General features: G+C 74.3%; 13 protein-coding genes. 5 read left to right on the top strand and 8 right to left on the bottom strand.

Annotation, left to right across the window (positions count from 1 at the left end; genetic code table 11):
- Positions 1–3: 3 nt before the first annotated feature.
- The gene (locus AB0C87_RS17735; RefSeq protein ID WP_345171904.1) at positions 4–1,617 is read right to left on the bottom strand and encodes a carboxyl transferase domain-containing protein; all 1,614 of its coding nucleotides are present in this window, start codon (positions 1,615–1,617) and stop codon (positions 4–6) included.
- A 78-nt stretch (positions 1,618–1,695) separates the two neighbouring features.
- Between AB0C87_RS17735 and AB0C87_RS17730 the strand changes: the two genes are divergently transcribed.
- On the top strand, positions 1,696–2,289 hold the full coding sequence (locus AB0C87_RS17730) for a TetR/AcrR family transcriptional regulator (RefSeq protein ID WP_360353863.1): 594 nt from the start codon (positions 1,696–1,698) through the stop codon (positions 2,287–2,289).
- Positions 2,290–2,299: 10 nt separating this feature from the next.
- Here the strand turns inward: AB0C87_RS17730 and AB0C87_RS17725 are convergent, their stop codons facing one another.
- Positions 2,300–3,670 (bottom strand): extracellular solute-binding protein, encoded by a 1,371-nt coding sequence (locus AB0C87_RS17725; RefSeq protein WP_345171908.1) that lies wholly within the window; start codon positions 3,668–3,670, stop codon positions 2,300–2,302.
- Between the two features lie 10 nt (positions 3,671–3,680).
- Complete coding sequence (locus AB0C87_RS17720) at positions 3,681–5,780, bottom strand: hypothetical protein (protein ID WP_345171910.1); 2,100 nt, start codon at positions 5,778–5,780, stop codon at positions 3,681–3,683.
- A gap of 221 nt (positions 5,781–6,001) precedes the next feature.
- On the opposite strand from AB0C87_RS17720, the gene AB0C87_RS17715 reads away from it, so the two are divergent.
- Positions 6,002–7,549, top strand: coding sequence for an AMP-binding protein (locus AB0C87_RS17715; protein ID WP_360578478.1), 1,548 nt, complete (start codon positions 6,002–6,004; stop codon positions 7,547–7,549).
- A gap of 76 nt (positions 7,550–7,625) precedes the next feature.
- On the top strand, positions 7,626–8,948 hold the full coding sequence (locus AB0C87_RS17710; protein WP_360578476.1) for a chromosome segregation ATPase: 1,323 nt from the start codon (positions 7,626–7,628) through the stop codon (positions 8,946–8,948).
- 110 nt (positions 8,949–9,058) lie between these two features.
- Here AB0C87_RS17710 and AB0C87_RS17705 read toward each other — a convergent pair whose 3' ends face one another.
- The 4 genes from AB0C87_RS17705 to AB0C87_RS17690 form a co-directional block, all read right to left on the bottom strand.
- Positions 9,059–9,745: an adenosylcobinamide amidohydrolase gene (locus tag AB0C87_RS17705; protein WP_360578474.1), complete on the bottom strand. Its 687-nt coding sequence runs from the start codon at positions 9,743–9,745 to the stop codon at positions 9,059–9,061.
- Positions 9,742–10,512, bottom strand: a complete 771-nt coding sequence (locus AB0C87_RS17700) for an ABC transporter ATP-binding protein (RefSeq protein WP_345171918.1) — start codon at positions 10,510–10,512, stop codon at positions 9,742–9,744. The genes AB0C87_RS17705 and AB0C87_RS17700 overlap by 4 nt, the downstream gene beginning before the upstream one ends.
- Positions 10,509–11,528: an iron ABC transporter permease gene (locus AB0C87_RS17695; RefSeq protein ID WP_345172502.1), complete on the bottom strand. Its 1,020-nt coding sequence runs from the start codon at positions 11,526–11,528 to the stop codon at positions 10,509–10,511. The genes AB0C87_RS17700 and AB0C87_RS17695 overlap by 4 nt, the downstream gene beginning before the upstream one ends.
- Positions 11,529–11,781: 253 nt before the next feature.
- Positions 11,782–12,699, bottom strand: a complete 918-nt coding sequence (locus tag AB0C87_RS17690) for an ABC transporter substrate-binding protein (RefSeq protein ID WP_345171921.1) — start codon at positions 12,697–12,699, stop codon at positions 11,782–11,784.
- A gap of 279 nt (positions 12,700–12,978) precedes the next feature.
- Between AB0C87_RS17690 and AB0C87_RS17685 the strand changes: the two genes are divergently transcribed.
- Positions 12,979–13,599 (top strand): helix-turn-helix domain-containing protein, encoded by a 621-nt coding sequence (locus AB0C87_RS17685; protein WP_345171923.1) that lies wholly within the window; start codon positions 12,979–12,981, stop codon positions 13,597–13,599.
- Positions 13,596–13,973 (top strand): VOC family protein, encoded by a 378-nt coding sequence (locus tag AB0C87_RS17680; protein ID WP_360578471.1) that lies wholly within the window; start codon positions 13,596–13,598, stop codon positions 13,971–13,973. Before AB0C87_RS17685 ends, AB0C87_RS17680 begins: the two co-directional genes overlap by 4 nt.
- On the opposite strand, the gene AB0C87_RS17675 is transcribed toward AB0C87_RS17680, so the two are convergent.
- A complete protein-coding gene (locus tag AB0C87_RS17675) occupies positions 13,960–14,865 on the bottom strand; it encodes an LLM class F420-dependent oxidoreductase (RefSeq protein ID WP_345171927.1) in 906 nt (301 codons plus the stop codon). The genes AB0C87_RS17680 and AB0C87_RS17675 overlap by 14 nt on opposite strands.
- Between the last annotated feature and the right edge of the window lie 240 nt (positions 14,866–15,105).

Here is a 15,105-nt window from a genome sequence, read left to right as displayed (position 1 = left end):
CCCTCACATCCGGAAGACGCCGTAGCCGACCGGCTCCAGCGGTGCGTTGGCCGCGACCGACAGCCCGAGCCCGAGCACGCGCCGGGTGTCGAGCGGGTCGATCACCCCGTCGTCCCACAGCCGCGCCGTCGAGTAGTACGGGTTGCCCTGCGCCTCGTACTGCTCGCGGATCGGCGCCTTGAACCCTTCCTCGTCCTCGGCGGGCCACTCCTCGCCGCGCGCCTCCATCTGGTCGCGGCGGACGGTGGCGAGGACGCTCGCCGCCTGCTCGCCGCCCATGACCGAGATGCGGGCGTTCGGCCACATCCACAGGAAGCGCGGCGAGTACGCCCGGCCGCACATCGCGTAGTTGCCGGCACCGAACGAGCCGCCGATCACGACGGTGAACTTCGGGACGCGGGCGCACGCGACGGCGGTCACCATCTTCGCGCCGTGCTTGGCGATGCCGCTCGCCTCGTACTCCCGGCCCACCATGAACCCGGTGATGTTCTGCAGGAACACCAGCGGGACGCTGCGCCGGTCGCACAGTTCGATGAAGTGCGCGCCCTTCTGCGCCGACTCGCCGAACAGGATGCCGTTGTTCGCGACGATCCCGACCGGGTGCCCGTGGATGCGCGCGAACCCGGTGACGAGCGTCGCGCCGTACTCCTTCTTGAACTCCTGGAAGCGGCTGCCGTCGACGATGCGGGCGATGACCTCGCGCACGTCGTAGGGGGTGCGGGAGTCCGGCGGAACGATCCCGTAGAGCTCGGACGGGTCGGCGGCCGGCTCCTCGGGCGGGGCGACCTCCCACGGGCGCGGCTCGCGCGGGCCCAGCGTGGCGACGATGTCGCGCACGATCCGCAGGGCGTGCGCGTCGTCCTCGGCGAGGTGGTCGGTCACGCCGGACGTGCGCGAGTGCAGCTCGCCGCCGCCCAGCTCCTCCGCCGTCACGACCTCGCCGGTGGCGGCCTTCACCAGCGGCGGCCCGCCGAGGAAGATCGTCCCCTGGCCGCGGACGATGACGGCCTCGTCGCTCATCGCCGGGACGTAGGCGCCGCCCGCCGTGCACGAGCCCATCACCGCCGCGATCTGCGGGATGCCGCGGCCGGACATCGTGGCCTGGTTGTAGAAGATGCGGCCGAAGTGCTCGCGGTCGGGGAACACCTCGTCCTGGCGGGGCAGGAACGCGCCGCCGGAGTCGACCAGGTAGAGGCAGGGGAGGCGGTTGTGCAGCGCCACCTCCTGCGCCCGCAGGTGCTTCTTCACCGTGACCGGGTAGTACGTGCCGCCCTTGACGGTGGCGTCGTTGGCCACGACGACGCATTCGCGTCCGGAGACCCGCCCGACGCCGGTGATGATCCCCGCGCCCGGCGCCTCGTCGCCGTACATGCCGTTCGCGGCGAGCGGCGACAGCTCCAGGAAGGGCGAGCCGGGGTCCAGGAGCGTGTCGACCCGGTCGCGGGGCAGCAGCTTGCCGCGCGCCACGTGGCGCTCGCGGGCGCGCTCGGGTCCGCCGCGGCCCGCCCGGTCGACGCGGTCGCGCAGCTCCGCGACGAGCGCCTCGTTGTGCGCGGCGCTCGCCTTGAACGCCTCGCTCGCGACGTCGGCGCGCGAGCCGATCTCGGGTCCGCTCATGACCCCCCTTCCCGGTTAACGTTCATTAACAATGCTGATGTTAACGGTCGTTAACAACTCTAGTCTAGACTGGCGCGCATGACGTCCCACCCCGCCGAGGCGCCGCCGGGCGCGCCCAACCCGCGCCGGGCCGAGATCCTCGGCGCCGCCGCCGAGCTGTTCGCGCGCCGCGGCTACCACGGGGCGTCGATCGGCGACCTCGGCCGGGCCGTCGGCCTCACCGGCCCCGCCCTCTACCGGCACTTCAGCGGCAAGGAGGCCGTGCTCGCCGAGATGCTGCTCGACATCAGCGAGCGGCTGCTCGCCGAGGGCCTGCGCCGCGCCGCCGACCCCGACCCCGGGCGCGCCCTCGACGCGCTGCTGAGCTGGCACATCGCGTTCGCCCTCGACAATCCCGCGCTGATCACCGTGCACGAGCGGGAACTGGACAACGTCCCCGAGCCGCAGCGCCACCGCATCCGCCGGCTCCAGCGCGCCTACGTCGAGGAGTGGGTCGCCGTCCTGCGCCGCCTCGACCCCCGGCCCCAGGACGAGCGCGCCCGCGCCGCCGTCCACGCCTGCTTCGGCCTGCTCAACTCCACCCCGCGCAGCGCCGCGCAGGGCCTCGACCGCGAAGCGATGGCCGGGCTCCTGCACGGCATGGCCCGCGCCGCCCTCGACGGCGCCCGCTGACCGAGCACGGTCAGCACGACGCCGTGCGCCCGTCGAGCGAGCGCTCCACGGCTCTGGCGAACGTCTTGGCGTCCGTCCCCGTCCCGTCGAAGAGCTTCTGCACGCACCCGCGGAACGTGCCGGTGAACGTGCTGTAGTGCGGCGTGACAGGACGGGGCCGCGCCCGGTCCAGGGCGCTCACCACGGCCGTTCCCAGCTCGGTCAGCTGCGCCTGGTCGAGTTCGACGTCGCCGGGATCGAGACGCTCCTGGGTGAAGGCCGAGCAGTTCTGCACCCGCACGTCGGCGGCGGCGTGCCGCCCGGGGCGCAGCCCGAGGGCGCTGTAGCGTCCCGGCGCGAAGCCGCCGCACGAGAACAGCAGTTTCTGGCTCTCCGTTCCGCTCAGGTACTCCACCAGCTTGAGGGCGCCGTCGGGATGGGGGGAGTACTTGGACACGGCGAGGTTCTGGCCTCCCAGGACGGTGCGGCCGGGCAGGGCGGTCACCCCGTACCGCAGGCGCGCTCCGTCCCGCATGCCCGGCTCCGTCGCGAGCGTGGAGAACGCGTACGGCCAGTTCCGCATCAGCGGTGTCCCGGACATGAACGCCTCCATGCTCCTCTGCTCGTCGTACGAGCGCGACGCCGCCAGCGGGCCGCGCGCACGCGCCCCGGGCCGCGGGTCGGAGGCACGGGCCGCCAACCTCTTCAACGCCGGGAACACCCTCGTTCGCAACGCCTTTCCGTCCGGGCGCCTCTCACCGGTGAGCAGCCCGCCGCCGCCGTCGTTCCACACCGCTTCCAGCGCGTTGACCGTCAGCCCCTCGTAGTCGTCGAGCTGCATGGCGACGCCGGAGTCGAGCAGGCGCGGCCAGTCGCGCGGGGTCTGCGCGCCGTCACGCCGGTAGAGGAGCCCGACGTCGACGTTGAACGGGACGGCGTACTGCTTCCCGTGCCATTCCCCGCTCTCCAGAGCGGCCGGGAAGAAGTCGCCGCGGTTCCCGATGCCGTCGAGCGGGCGGAGGTAGCCGCCCGCGGCGAACTCCGCCGTCCAGGTGTTGTCCATGACCAGCACGTCGTAGCCGCAGCCGCGGGACTCCTGCATCGCCTTGATCTGGCTGTGCTGGGCGTCCGTGGACTCCGAGATCTCCACGAGCGTGGCGTGCGGGCCGCCGCCGGCGTTCCACTTCTGGATCAGCTGGCGGCGCTGGCTGTTCAGGCTGACGTCGGTGCCGCCGGCGACGACCAGCTCCGAGCGGTCGCAGCGCGGCGCCAGGGCCTGGTAGGAGGAGCCCGGCCAGAAGGCCAGCGCCTCGGCGCAGACCAGCACCGCCGCGGCCCCGCCCACGGCGCTCAGCCAGGCCGTCCGCCCGTGGGGCGCGAACCGTCGCCGCCGTCGCGTCATGGCCCTCCGTTCATCGCAGGTCGGAGAGGAGCTGGGCGGCCTGCTGCGGTTCCGGCGCGCCCGTCAGCGACACGCAGCCCCTGCCGCCGGACGGGCCGAACGCGTCCACGATCTCCTTGACGGGGGAGGCGCCGCAGCCCGTCGGGCCGGTGAGGACCACGGTCACCCGCACGTCCCGGTGCCGCTCGCGGAACTTCGCGGCCGCCTCGCGGGCGGACGGCCCGCGGCCGTTCGTCCCGGGGGACTGCCCGTCGGTGACGACGACCAGGTTCGAGCCCGGCTCCACGTCGGCGTCGCCGATCATGTCGGTGAGCGCGACGTCGCCTCCTGCGGTCGCGACGGCCTGGAGATGGCTCGTGATGCGGTTCTTCTGGACGGGGCTCGTCCCCGCGAGCCGCACGTTCTCCAAGGTGTAGGGGCTGTCGGGCGGCTTCTTCCGGGAGGCCACCTGGAGCCCCGCGCCGTCGCGGCTCTGCAGCTGGGCCACCAGGCTCTGCAGGAAGGAGACACTGCGCGTCAGGCGGGTGTCGCGGCCCTGCGCCGGGCGGTCCATCGACCCCGACACGTCTAGCATGAGGGAGACGGAGGCCGGGGGACGGGCCGCGGCGACGCGCTGGAGGCGTTCGGCCACGTACCTCCCGCCGCGGTCGTCGCCCGCCGGGACCGGCGGCTTCGGCTCCATCCGGCTCGGGATGACGTTCGGGCCGAGCAGGGTCCACAGGGCCGTCAGGTCCTGGCGGGCGGAGTCGCCCTCGTGCGCGGACGGCATGGCGCCCTTGTCGTCCCGGAGGCCCTGCCGGGTGAGCGGATGGCGGGCCAGCCACCGGCGGAACGCGGTGACCGCCGCGTCGCGCTCCCGCGTGTCCTGTCCGCGCCACGTCACCTGGATGAACGGGTGGTCGAGCGACGGCAGGTCCTCGGCGTAGTAGGGGTACAGCGTCCACTCGGCTCCGGCGCCCGGCGCGTCCGCGGCGCCGCACTGCTTCTTGAGGCGCCCCGCGTCGTAGTCGCTGACGACCTGCTCGGGAACGGCGAAGGCGACGCGGTCCGGCGGGTGGGCGCGCTGGCGGGCCTTGCAGAGCAGGGTCACCGCGTCCGGCGCGACCAGGTCGGTGGGCTCGACGAACTCCTCGTTCTGCTGGTCGCCGCCCGGAAGCGTGTCGTAGAGGACGGGCGTCACCGCCAGCGCGGCGGCCGACGTCTCCGGGACGGGACGGGCGATCTCGCGCAGCTCCACTCCCGCCTTGGCGAAGCGCTGGAGCAGGGCGGCGGTGGACCGCTCCGGAGGCTTGATGGCCAGATCCTCCACCTGGGCGTGGTCGCCGCCGAACAGGGCGAGCACCAGTGGCGACGACCCCAGCGAGCCGCGCGTGGTGAACACCGGATCGGCCTTGGCGGGCGGGCCCGGGCTCGGGGACCCGGCGCCCGTCGCCCTTCGGACCTGGTCGGGGCTCTTCTCCACGTAGTCGAACTCGGCCGTGGACGACGGGATCCAGACGTCGGGCTGCGGCCCGTACAGCCGCTCGTCCTGCGGCGCCGGCGCCGCCTCGCCGCCGGGAGGCTCGCTGCGCCGCCACAGCCGCCCGAACGCCTCGGAGAGCTGCACGAACTCCGGCTCCGGTGCGACGCTGACGCTGTACTCCCGGCAGCCCCGCTCCTCGCTGTCCTCCTCGAAGCCCCTCGCCGCGTCGCGCAGGGGGGCGAGCGTCTCCGGGGCGGTGACCACGCGCAGCTCCAGCGGCTGCCCGCACGGCCGGGTGTGCTCCACCAGCGAGGCCACGCCCGCCTGGGCGAGCAGGACCGCCGCCATCGCCGCCGCGCCCGCGCACGCCCACGCCACCGCACCGGCGTTCCAGGGCACGATCCGGGAGAGCCGCTTCAGCGCGGCGCCCGCCCGCTCGGAGCGCAGCAGCGCCGCCGACACCGCCACGATCACCAGGGCGATGACGGCCAGCGGCAGGACGGTCTGCAGCCAGGCGACCGCGTCGACCAGCTTCAGCACCTGGTTGGCGATCAGCCCGGAGACGACGCCGACGATCAGCCCGGGAACCGCCGCGCGCACGAGCCGGTCGAGCGGCGCGTCAGAGTCACCGTTGCCCGACTCACTCATTCCGGCTCCGTGGCCGCGGAAAGCACGATGTGTCGTCCTTCGGTCTGACGCCCAATGGTAATTGCCGGAACGAGCAAGGTCATGGAAAAAACCTGTCCTGCATCGGACGATCTTCACCGTCCGCGGACGGGTCCTGCGGGGCCGGCCTTGACTCTCCCGGCGCCTCCCCGTTCAGATGGTCGAACAGGATTCGGTTCAGGCCCCGCACGGAGGAGGCCCGTATGGGCGTCGAGGGTGTCGGCTTCTACGAGATCGCGCGCGACGACCCGGACCGGCCCGCCGTGCTCGCGCCCGGCGTGCCGATGTCCTACGGCGAGCTGCACGCCGAGGTGAACCGGCTCTCCAAAGCACTGGCCGGGATCGGGCTGCGTCCCGGCGACACGCTGGCGACCGTCCTCGGCAACCGTCCCGAATTCCTGACCGTCCTGCTCGCCGCGGTCCAGTCGGGCCTGTACCTGGTCCCGGTGAGCCGCCACCTGACCGCGCCCGAGATCGGCTACATCCTCGCCGACAGCGGCGCCAGGGCCGTCATCACCGAGAGCGCCCTGGCCGAGGCGGTGTCCGGCGCGGCCGACGAGGCGGGCGTCCCCGCCGAGGGACGGGTGAGCGTCGACGCCGGCGACGGGCACCGGTCGATGGCCGCGCTCTGCGCGACGGGCAGCGCGGAGCCGCCCGCCGGACGGCGCATGGGCTCGGTGATGCTCTACACCTCCGGGACGACGGGGCGGCCGAAGGGCGTCCGGCGCCCGCTGCTCGACATCCCGCCCGAGGTGCTGATCGACATCATGCGGCGGACGCTGGGGCGGCACCTCGGGCTGGAGCCCGGCGACGAGGTGCACCTCGCCGTCGGACCGCTCTACCACTCCGCGCCGTGCGTCCACGCGATGATGGCGCTGAACCTCGGCCACGCCGTCGTCGTCGCCCCGCGGTTCCACCCCGAGCACACCCTGGAACTCATCCAGCGGCACGGCGTCACCAACACGTTCATGGTGCCGACGATGTTCCACCGGATGCTGGCCCTGCCGGACGGCGTCCGCGCCCGGTACGACGTGTCGACGCTGCGGCAGGTGTACCACAGCGCCGCACCCGTCCCCGTGGAGACCAAGCAGAAGATGATGGAGTGGTGGGGGCCCGTCCTCTACGAGTACTACGGCTCCACCGAGAGCGGCCCGGTCGTCGTCGCGACCCCGCACGAGTGGCTCGCCCGTCCCGGGACCGTCGGCCGCGCGGTCGACGGCGTGCGGATCAGGATCCTCGACCCGGAGGGGGCCGAGCTGCCGCCGGGGGAGACCGGCCTCATCTACGCGGCGGGGCAGCCCGGATTCGAGTACCACGGTGACCCGGCCAAGACCGCCGCCGCCATGCGGGACGACTACTACACCCCCGGCGACCTCGGCCACCTCGACGAGGACGGCTGGCTCTTCATGAGCGACCGCCGCACCGACCTCATCATCTCCGGCGGCGTCAACGTCTATCCCGCCGAGGTCGAGTCCGTCCTGCTCCAGCACCCGGCGGTCGCCGACGTCGCCGTCATCGGCGTCCCGGACGACGACTGGGGGCAGCGCGTCGTCGCGCTCGTCGAGCCCGCGGAGGACGCCGACCCGGGGGAGGCGCTCGCCGCGGAGCTGCTCGCGCACTGCGAGCCCCGGCTGGCCCGGCTGAAGCACCCCCGGCGCCTGGAGTTCCGCGAATCGCTGCCGCGCACGCCGTCCGGCAAGCTCAGCCGCCGCCGCGTGCGGGAGGCCTACCTGCGCGAACACGCGGACTGACGCCGCCGGGGCGGCCGGCCGCGACTCGTCTCCGCGAACGTCGAACGCCTGCGGCCTCCCCTGCGTACAACGGCACATGGAAGACCAGAAGGTCGCCCCGTTCGACAACGTCGCCCCGACCCCCGCCGCCCCGACGCAGACCGACCTTCCCGTCATCACCGACCCCGCCGCCTATGCCGGAGGCGACGACCCCGCGGCCCCGCGCGGGGCCTCCGGGGGGATGCCGGACGCCCTGCCGGCCGGCGCGCAGGAGACGCCGGGCCCCGAAGACGACCGTGCCGGGATCGCACGCCTCGGTGACCCGGTCGCGGTCTGGCCGTGCGCCGGCTGCGGACGGCCCGTGCCGCAGCCGGCGCGCGGCGCCCGCACCGTCCGCTACTGCCAGGAAGGCGACGGCGCGTGCGAGCGGGCCGCGCGCGAGAGCCGGGAGCGGGGCCTGGAGGCGCCCGGCCTCACCGGCCAGGTCGCCTGGACGTGGGAGATGGTCGACCGGCTGGAGGGCCTCGCCGACCGGCTCGCCGGATCGCTGATCTCCGAGCTGAGCGTCGCCGGCGTCGAGCGGCGGATCGCCGAGGCGCGCGCCGAGGCCGCCGGGCTCGTGGCGATCGCGCAGCGGGAGCGCGACGCGTCGCAGCGGCAGGCCGAGGTGGCGTGGCGCGAGACCGCCACCGCCCGCGCCCGCGCCGAGGCCGCCGAGCAGGAGGCGGCGTCCGCCCGTGCCGAGGCCGAGCGGCTCGCCGCCGAACGGGACGCCGCGCGGCGGGAGCGCCAGGAGGCCCGGGACGACGCCGACGGCGCGGGCGCCGCCCGCCTCGCAGCCGAGCGCGAACGCGACCGGGTGGCCGCCCGGGAGGGCGAGCTGCTCGCCTCGCTGGAGAGCGCCCGGGCCGAACTCGTCGCCCTGCACGGGCGGCTGTCGGAGGCCGAGACCCTTGTCGAGGGGCAGCGCGTCGAGGCCACCGCCGCCACCCGCGCCGCCGAGGACCTGCGTTCGGCCGTCCGCGACGCCGAGGCCAAGCGGGGGCAGGCCGTGGCCGACCTCGACCAGGTCCAGGCACGGGCCCGCGAGCTGGAGCGGCACAACTGGCAGCTCGCCCGCGCCGCCGACGAGCTGCGCGCCGCGGTGCGGGCGCTGACCGCCGAGCGGGACGCCGCCCGCGCCGAGGCCGACCGCGCGCGCCGCCGCGTCGACGCGCTCACCGCGCTGTCGGAGGGGCGCGCGGACCCGGGCCCCGCCGGGCCGCGGCCGGCCGTCGACCGGGAGCCGCCGACCGGGGTGCACTCCCTGCCGCCGATGAACGGGTCCCTGCTGGACGGCGGCGACCCGCTCGCCACCGACCCGCTGCGCCGCCACGGCCACGCCGGGCACAACGGGCATCGCCTTCCCCACGCCGGCTGACCGTCATGCCGGCCGCGCGTCGCACAGGGAGGAGGTGAGGCCCGAACCCCACACTGCACTGGCCCTGAGACCGGCCGCCGTACCGCACCGGGGTGGTACGGCGGCCGGTGCTAGCCGCGTGCCTCCAGCCGGGCCGCGTAGTCCACGGCCCCGGCGCGGACGGCGGCGTGCACCGTCCGCGCGATCCTCGCGCCCCAGGTGGAGCGGGGCCCGGCGAAGACCTCCGGCGTTCCGCCGGTCGCGGCCGCGACGCAGATCGCGTCGGACGCCGTGCCCGTGCACGGGAAGCCCGCTTCGAGCAGCGCCTGCGTCTTGGCCTCGGTCGCGGTGACGACCGCGTTCACCAGCGCCGCGTCGCTCATCCCGACGGGGACGGCGACCACGATGTTGATCGTCCCCGGTTTCCAGGCGGGCGTCCCGTCCCCCTCCAGCGGGGCCAGCTCGGGATCGGGCGTCCCGGCGGGGGCGGCCGCCCAGGTCGGGACGCGCAGCCCCACCGTCGCCGACACGCGTACGCCCTCGCCGTCCCGCCGCACCGTGCGCGCGACCGGGGCCGCCGTGAGCATCCCGACGCCGGGGCCCTCCAGCCCGGCCGCCGCCGCGAGCTCGGCGAGGTGCGCGACCGGGTCGGTGCGCGCGTAGGCGCCCGGCACCTGGGCGTTCAGCACCCAGCGGGCCGGGCCGATGCCGCCGCTCAGCATCGCCGAGGAGATCATCCGATGGCCGCGGCCGGCCCGCCACACCGTCGAGGCCAGCCGTTCGCCGTCCTCCGTCCGCCACACCGTCTCGAGGTTCACGGACGCTCCAGCGACAGGATCGGCCGGCCGCCCGGCCCGGGGGCGACGCTCACGCGGGCGCCGAAGTGCTCCTCGACGGCGTCGCGGGTGAGGACCAGGTCCGGCGGGCCCGACGCGGCCACCCGCCCGCCGGAGAGGAGGACGAGCCCGTCGGCGTACTGCCCGGCGAGCGTCAGGTCGTGGATCGTGGTCACCACCGTCAGCCCGTCCGACAGCCGCAGCCGGTCGATCAGCTCCATCACCTGCTGCTGGTGGCCGATGTCGAGCGCGGTCGTCGGCTCGTCCAGCAGCAGCACCGAGGTCTGCTGCGCGAGGGCGCGGGCCAGCACCACGCGCTGCCGCTCCCCGCCGGACAGGTGGTCCAGGGGGCGGGCCGCGAAGGAGGTGAGGTCCAGCCGGTCGAGGACCTCCGCGGTGACGGCCCGGTCGCGGGCGCTCTCCCGGCCCAGATGCGGGACGTAGGGGGAGCGCCCCAGCAGGGTGTAGTCGAACACCGTCATGCCCACCGGAAGGTTCGGGCTCTGCGGGGCGTAGGCGACGAGCCGGGCGCGCCGCCTCGGCTTGAGCGCCTGCAGGTCCGCGCCCGCGAGGGTGATCTCGCCATGGGACGGGACCAGGCCGAGGACGGCGCGCAGCAGCGTCGACTTCCCCGCGCCGTTCGGCCCGATGACCGCCGTCCACGACCCCGCCGGCGCCTCCAGCGACACACCCTTCAGCACCGGCCGCCCGCCGAGCGCGACGTCCAGGCCGCGCACCGCGACGGTCACGTCTCCACCTGCCGCCGGGACGCGCGGAGCACCACGACGAAGAACGGCCCGCCGACGAACGCCGTCACCACGCCCAGCGGCAGCTCCCCGGGCCTGATCACCGTCCGCGCCACGAGGTCGGCCACCTCCAGGAACGCCGCGCCGCCCAGCAGCGACAGCGGCAGCACGATCCGGTACGACCCGCCCGCCAGCCGCCGCACCACGTGCGGGACGACGATGCCGACGAACGCGATCAGCCCGCTCACCGCGACCGCCGACGCCGTCGCCAGCGACGCCGCCGCCACCACCGTCAGCCGGACCCGCGCCGCCGACAGGCCGAGCGAGGCCGCCTCCTCGTCGCCGACGCTGAGCACGTCCAGGAGCCGGCCGTGGGCGAGCAGCACCGCGGTGGAGACCAGCGCGTACGGGAAGACGAGCGCCAGCTGATGCCAGTCGGCCGACCCGACCCCGCCGAGGATCCACGAGTAGATCCGCTGGAGCTCCTCCGCCCTCATCTGCTGGATCAGCGTCTGCACCGCGGCGAGAAAGGACGACACCGCGACGCCGGCCAGCACCAGCGTCGCCGTCCCGTTCCCGCGCCCCGTCGCGGCGCTGCCCAGCAGGTAGGCGAGGGCCACCCCGCCGATCGCGCCGACGAACGCCGCGAGCGGGACCGCGTATCCGGGGTCGCCCGGCACCAGCGCGATGACCAGCGTCGCCCCGACCCCCGCGCCCGCCGCCGCGCCCAGCAGGTACGGGTCGGCGAGCGGGTTGCGGAACACTCCCTGGTACCCGGCGCCCGCGACGGCGAGCATCCCGCCGACCAGCGCCGCCATCAGCGCCCTCGGCACGCGCAGCTGGAACAGCACGTTCTCGTCGATGACGCCGAACCCGCTGTCGGCGTGCACGAACGGGATCCGGTCGGCCAGCGCCTTCAGGACCCCGCCCACGGGCAGCCCGGCCGACCCCACCAGCACCCCGGCCAGCAGCGTCGCGAGCAGCAGCCCGAGCGCCGCCGCCAACGGCAGCGGCCGCAGCCTGGCCTGGCTCCGCGGGCCGGACGACGAGCCGCCAGGGCCCGGACCCGCGAGGCCGCCGGAGCGCTCTTCCGTCTCGGGCGGCGCGTCGCCGCGGCCGTCGGAGACCTCGGGCGCCCGCTCCCGATCGGAGACGTCCTCGGGACCCGCGCGGACGTCCGAAGACGTCCCGGCCGCGTCGTCGGCGTCGGCCGGGACGTCCCCGGTGTGCGGTCGACGCCTGCTCACGGGCGGGCGTCCTCGGCGGCAGCGGTCACTGAACCTTCTGGACCGCGTCGCCGATCGCCTTGACGAACTCCGCCAGGCGCGGCCCCCAGCGGGAGGCGATGTCGTCGTCGAGCTCCACCACGCCGCCGTGCCCGACCGCGTCCAGGTCCGACCAGCCCGGGCGCTTGGTGAGCGCGGCGGCGTTCTGCCCGCAGCACTTGGTGTCGGCCAGGAAGATCAGGTCGGGGTCCTGCTTGAGCAGGTACTCGCGGGACAGCTGCGGGTAGTCGCCGGAGGCCTTGTCCGCCTTGTCGGCGATGTTCTGCAGGCCGAACATCCCGTACACCTGGCCCACGAAGGTCTTCGACGTCACCGAGTGGAGCTGGTTGTCGAGCTCGTGGTAGTACGTGAGGCCCTTGGCCTTGGACGACGCGGCCACCGTCTTCTGGATGTCCGCGCGCATGCCGTCGGTGACCTTCTTGGCCTCGGCCTCGTGCCCGGTGGCCTGCCCGAGGTCGCCGATCTCGTCGTAGGCCTCGTCCAGGTTCTTCGCCGCCGGCTCCAGCAGGACCGGGACCTTCACCTTCTCCAGCGCCTTGACGATGCCGTCCATGTCGTCGGACAGCACGACGAGGTCCGGCTTGTGGGCGATGATCGCCTCGGCGTTCGGCTTGAAGCCCGACAGCTTCGTCCGCGGGGTGCCGGCCGGATAGTTGGAGTAGTCGTCCACCGCGACCACCTGCGGCCCGGCGCCGATGGCGAAGAGCGTCTCGGTGTGCGTGGGGGAGAGGGAGACGATGCGCTTCGGCTTGGCCGGGACGGACACGGCCCCGTTGGCGGCCTGGACGGTGACGGCCTTTCCGTCCGGCGCACCGCCGGACTTGCCGTCGTCGCCGCCGCATGCGGCGGCGAGCGTGACGACGCCGATCGCCATCACCGCGCCCAAGGTGCGTACGGGTCTCACAGGTGCCTCCTGGGTGGTGCAGGGAAGCCGCGGCCCGTCATGACGGATCGCCCTTCCACGAGGTCGACAATCGTCGGCGCGCGAGGAGGCGACCTGGCTCGGCCACTTCGAGAGGGGCACCACAGTTGCGGGACAGCGCCGGATTTTCCACCGGACTTCGCTCCTGGCGCGCAGCATCGCAACGGTATCAGCCACCGAATCCTGATCTGTCGGGTTGTTCGGAGTGAGTACTCACTTCGCTCTTGACGGAGTGAGTGCTCACTCCGTACTGTCGCGGGCATGGAGGAGAAGAGCCGGCGCCGCGCTCCCGGGATGAGCCCGGAGCAGCGGCGCGAAATGATCATCCGGACGGCGTTGCCGCTCGTCGCCGAGCGCGGCACGGCCGTCACCACGGCGCAGATCGCCCGCGCCGCCGGCATCGGCGAGGCGACGATCTTCCGCGTCTTCGCCGACAAGGACGAACTGCTGGACGCCTGCGTCGCCGAAGCGCTGCGGACCGACCACGTCCTCGCCGAGATCGGTGCGATCCCGCTCGACCAGCCGCTGCCCGCGCGGCTCGCCGAGGCCGCCGCCGCGATCGACGCCTACCTCGCCCGCATGGGCCTGGTGATCGGCGCGCTGCACGCCTCCGGCCGGCGCGCGCGCCCCGAGCCCGGCGCCGGCGAGCCCGGCCCCGACCGCGCGGCCGCCATGACCCGCACCCGCGAGGCGCTCGCCGAGCTCTTCGAACCCGAACGGGACCGGCTGCGCCTGCCCGTCGACCAGATCGCGGGCCTGTTCCTGGGCTTCGTGTTCAGCCGGGCCCGGCCCGCCGCCGGCCCCGACGCGCAGCCCCTCTCCGTCGAGGAGTACCTGGACGTCTTCCTGCACGGCGCTCTCAAGGAAGGAACCACCGCATGACGATCAGCCTGAACCACGCGATCGTGACGGCCGCCGACAACGACGAGGCGGCCCGCTTCTTCGCCGCCGTCCTGGGCCTGGAGTACACCGGCCCCCACCCGCACGCGCGGCACTTCGTCCCGATCCGCGTGAACGAGGGCCTCACCCTCGACTTCATGACCGTCGCCTACCCGCAGGGCCACCACCTGGCCTTCGACGTGGACGCGGTCACGTTCGACGCGGCCGTGGACCGCCTCGAAGCCCGCGAGATCCCCTACGGCGACGACCCCGCCCACGCCGACGACGGCCGCGTGGACGAGGACCACCCGCTCGGCGGCCGCGGCCTCTACTTCTCCGACGCCAGCGGCAACCTCTACGAACTCATTTCGCCGTGACCGTCTTCAGGAACTCCCGGGTGCGCCGGTCGCCCGGCATGTACTCGGCGGCGACGAAGTCGGTGACGCCCGCCTCCGACAGCTCCTCCAGCTTCGCCGCGACCGCGTCCTCGTCCCCGACGACCGCCAGGTCCTTCGGGCCCTCCACGCCCTCCCGGTCCATCATCGCCCGGTAGGACGGCAGCACCCCGTACACCTCGAACGTCTCCCCGGCCTGCTCCCGCGCGCGCTCCACGTCACCGGTGACGCACACGGGCAGGACGCACACGACGCGCGGCGCGTCCCGTCCGGCCGCCTCGGCCGCCGCCGTGATGGTCGGCGCGATGTGCTCGCGGACGGTGACGGGGCCGGTCATCCACAGCACCGTCCCGTCCGCCCGCTCCGCCGCCAGCTTCAGCATCTTCGGGCCGAGCGCCGCGAGCAGCAGCGGCACCCGCCCCTCGTTCGGCACGTTCAACCCGATGTTGCCCCGCAGCGTCTCGCCGTCGAAGGAGGCGTTCTCCCCTTCGAGCAGCGGCGCCAGCACCGACAGGTACTCGTCCATGTGCCGCAGCGGCCTGCCGAAGTCGTACCCGTACATGTCCTCGATGACGATCTTGTGCGACAGGCCGACGCCGAGAGTGAACCGTCCCCGCAGCGCCAGCGCGGTCGTCCTCGCCTGCTGCGCCAGCACGGCCGGATGCCGCGGATACGTCGGCACCACCGCCGTCCCCAGCTCGATCCCGGACACCCCGCTGCCCGCCACCGCCAGCGCGGTCAGCGCGTCCACCCCGAAGATCTGCGACATCCACGCCGAGGAGAACCCGTCGTCCGCCGCGCGCCGCACGTCGTCCGCCAGCTTCCCCAGCGCCTCGACCCCGCCCCGCTCGTTGAGCAGCACCCCGACCCGCACAGGACCTCCCAGTGAGATAACCAGATCCTTACCTGACCTCTCCCTACCTAAGCGCCCCGCCCCGGCGGCCACAAGGCGGACACCCGGCGAGCCGAAAAGGCCCGGCATCGCGGGAGACGCCGGGCCTTTCCCATGTCGAGGGGGTCGGTCCCGCCGGGCGCCTCGCGCATCCCTGGCGCGGGCGCGGCTGAGCCGGGAATGGACGGTGCCGGTGGCGATGCCGAGGGCCGCGTCGATCTC

Origin of the sequence: Actinomadura sp. NPDC048021 (assembly GCF_040653135.1) — a bacterium.
Lineage (GTDB): Bacteria > Actinomycetota > Actinomycetes > Streptosporangiales > Streptosporangiaceae > Spirillospora > Spirillospora verrucosospora.
This window is presented reverse-complemented; position numbering and strand designations above follow the sequence as displayed.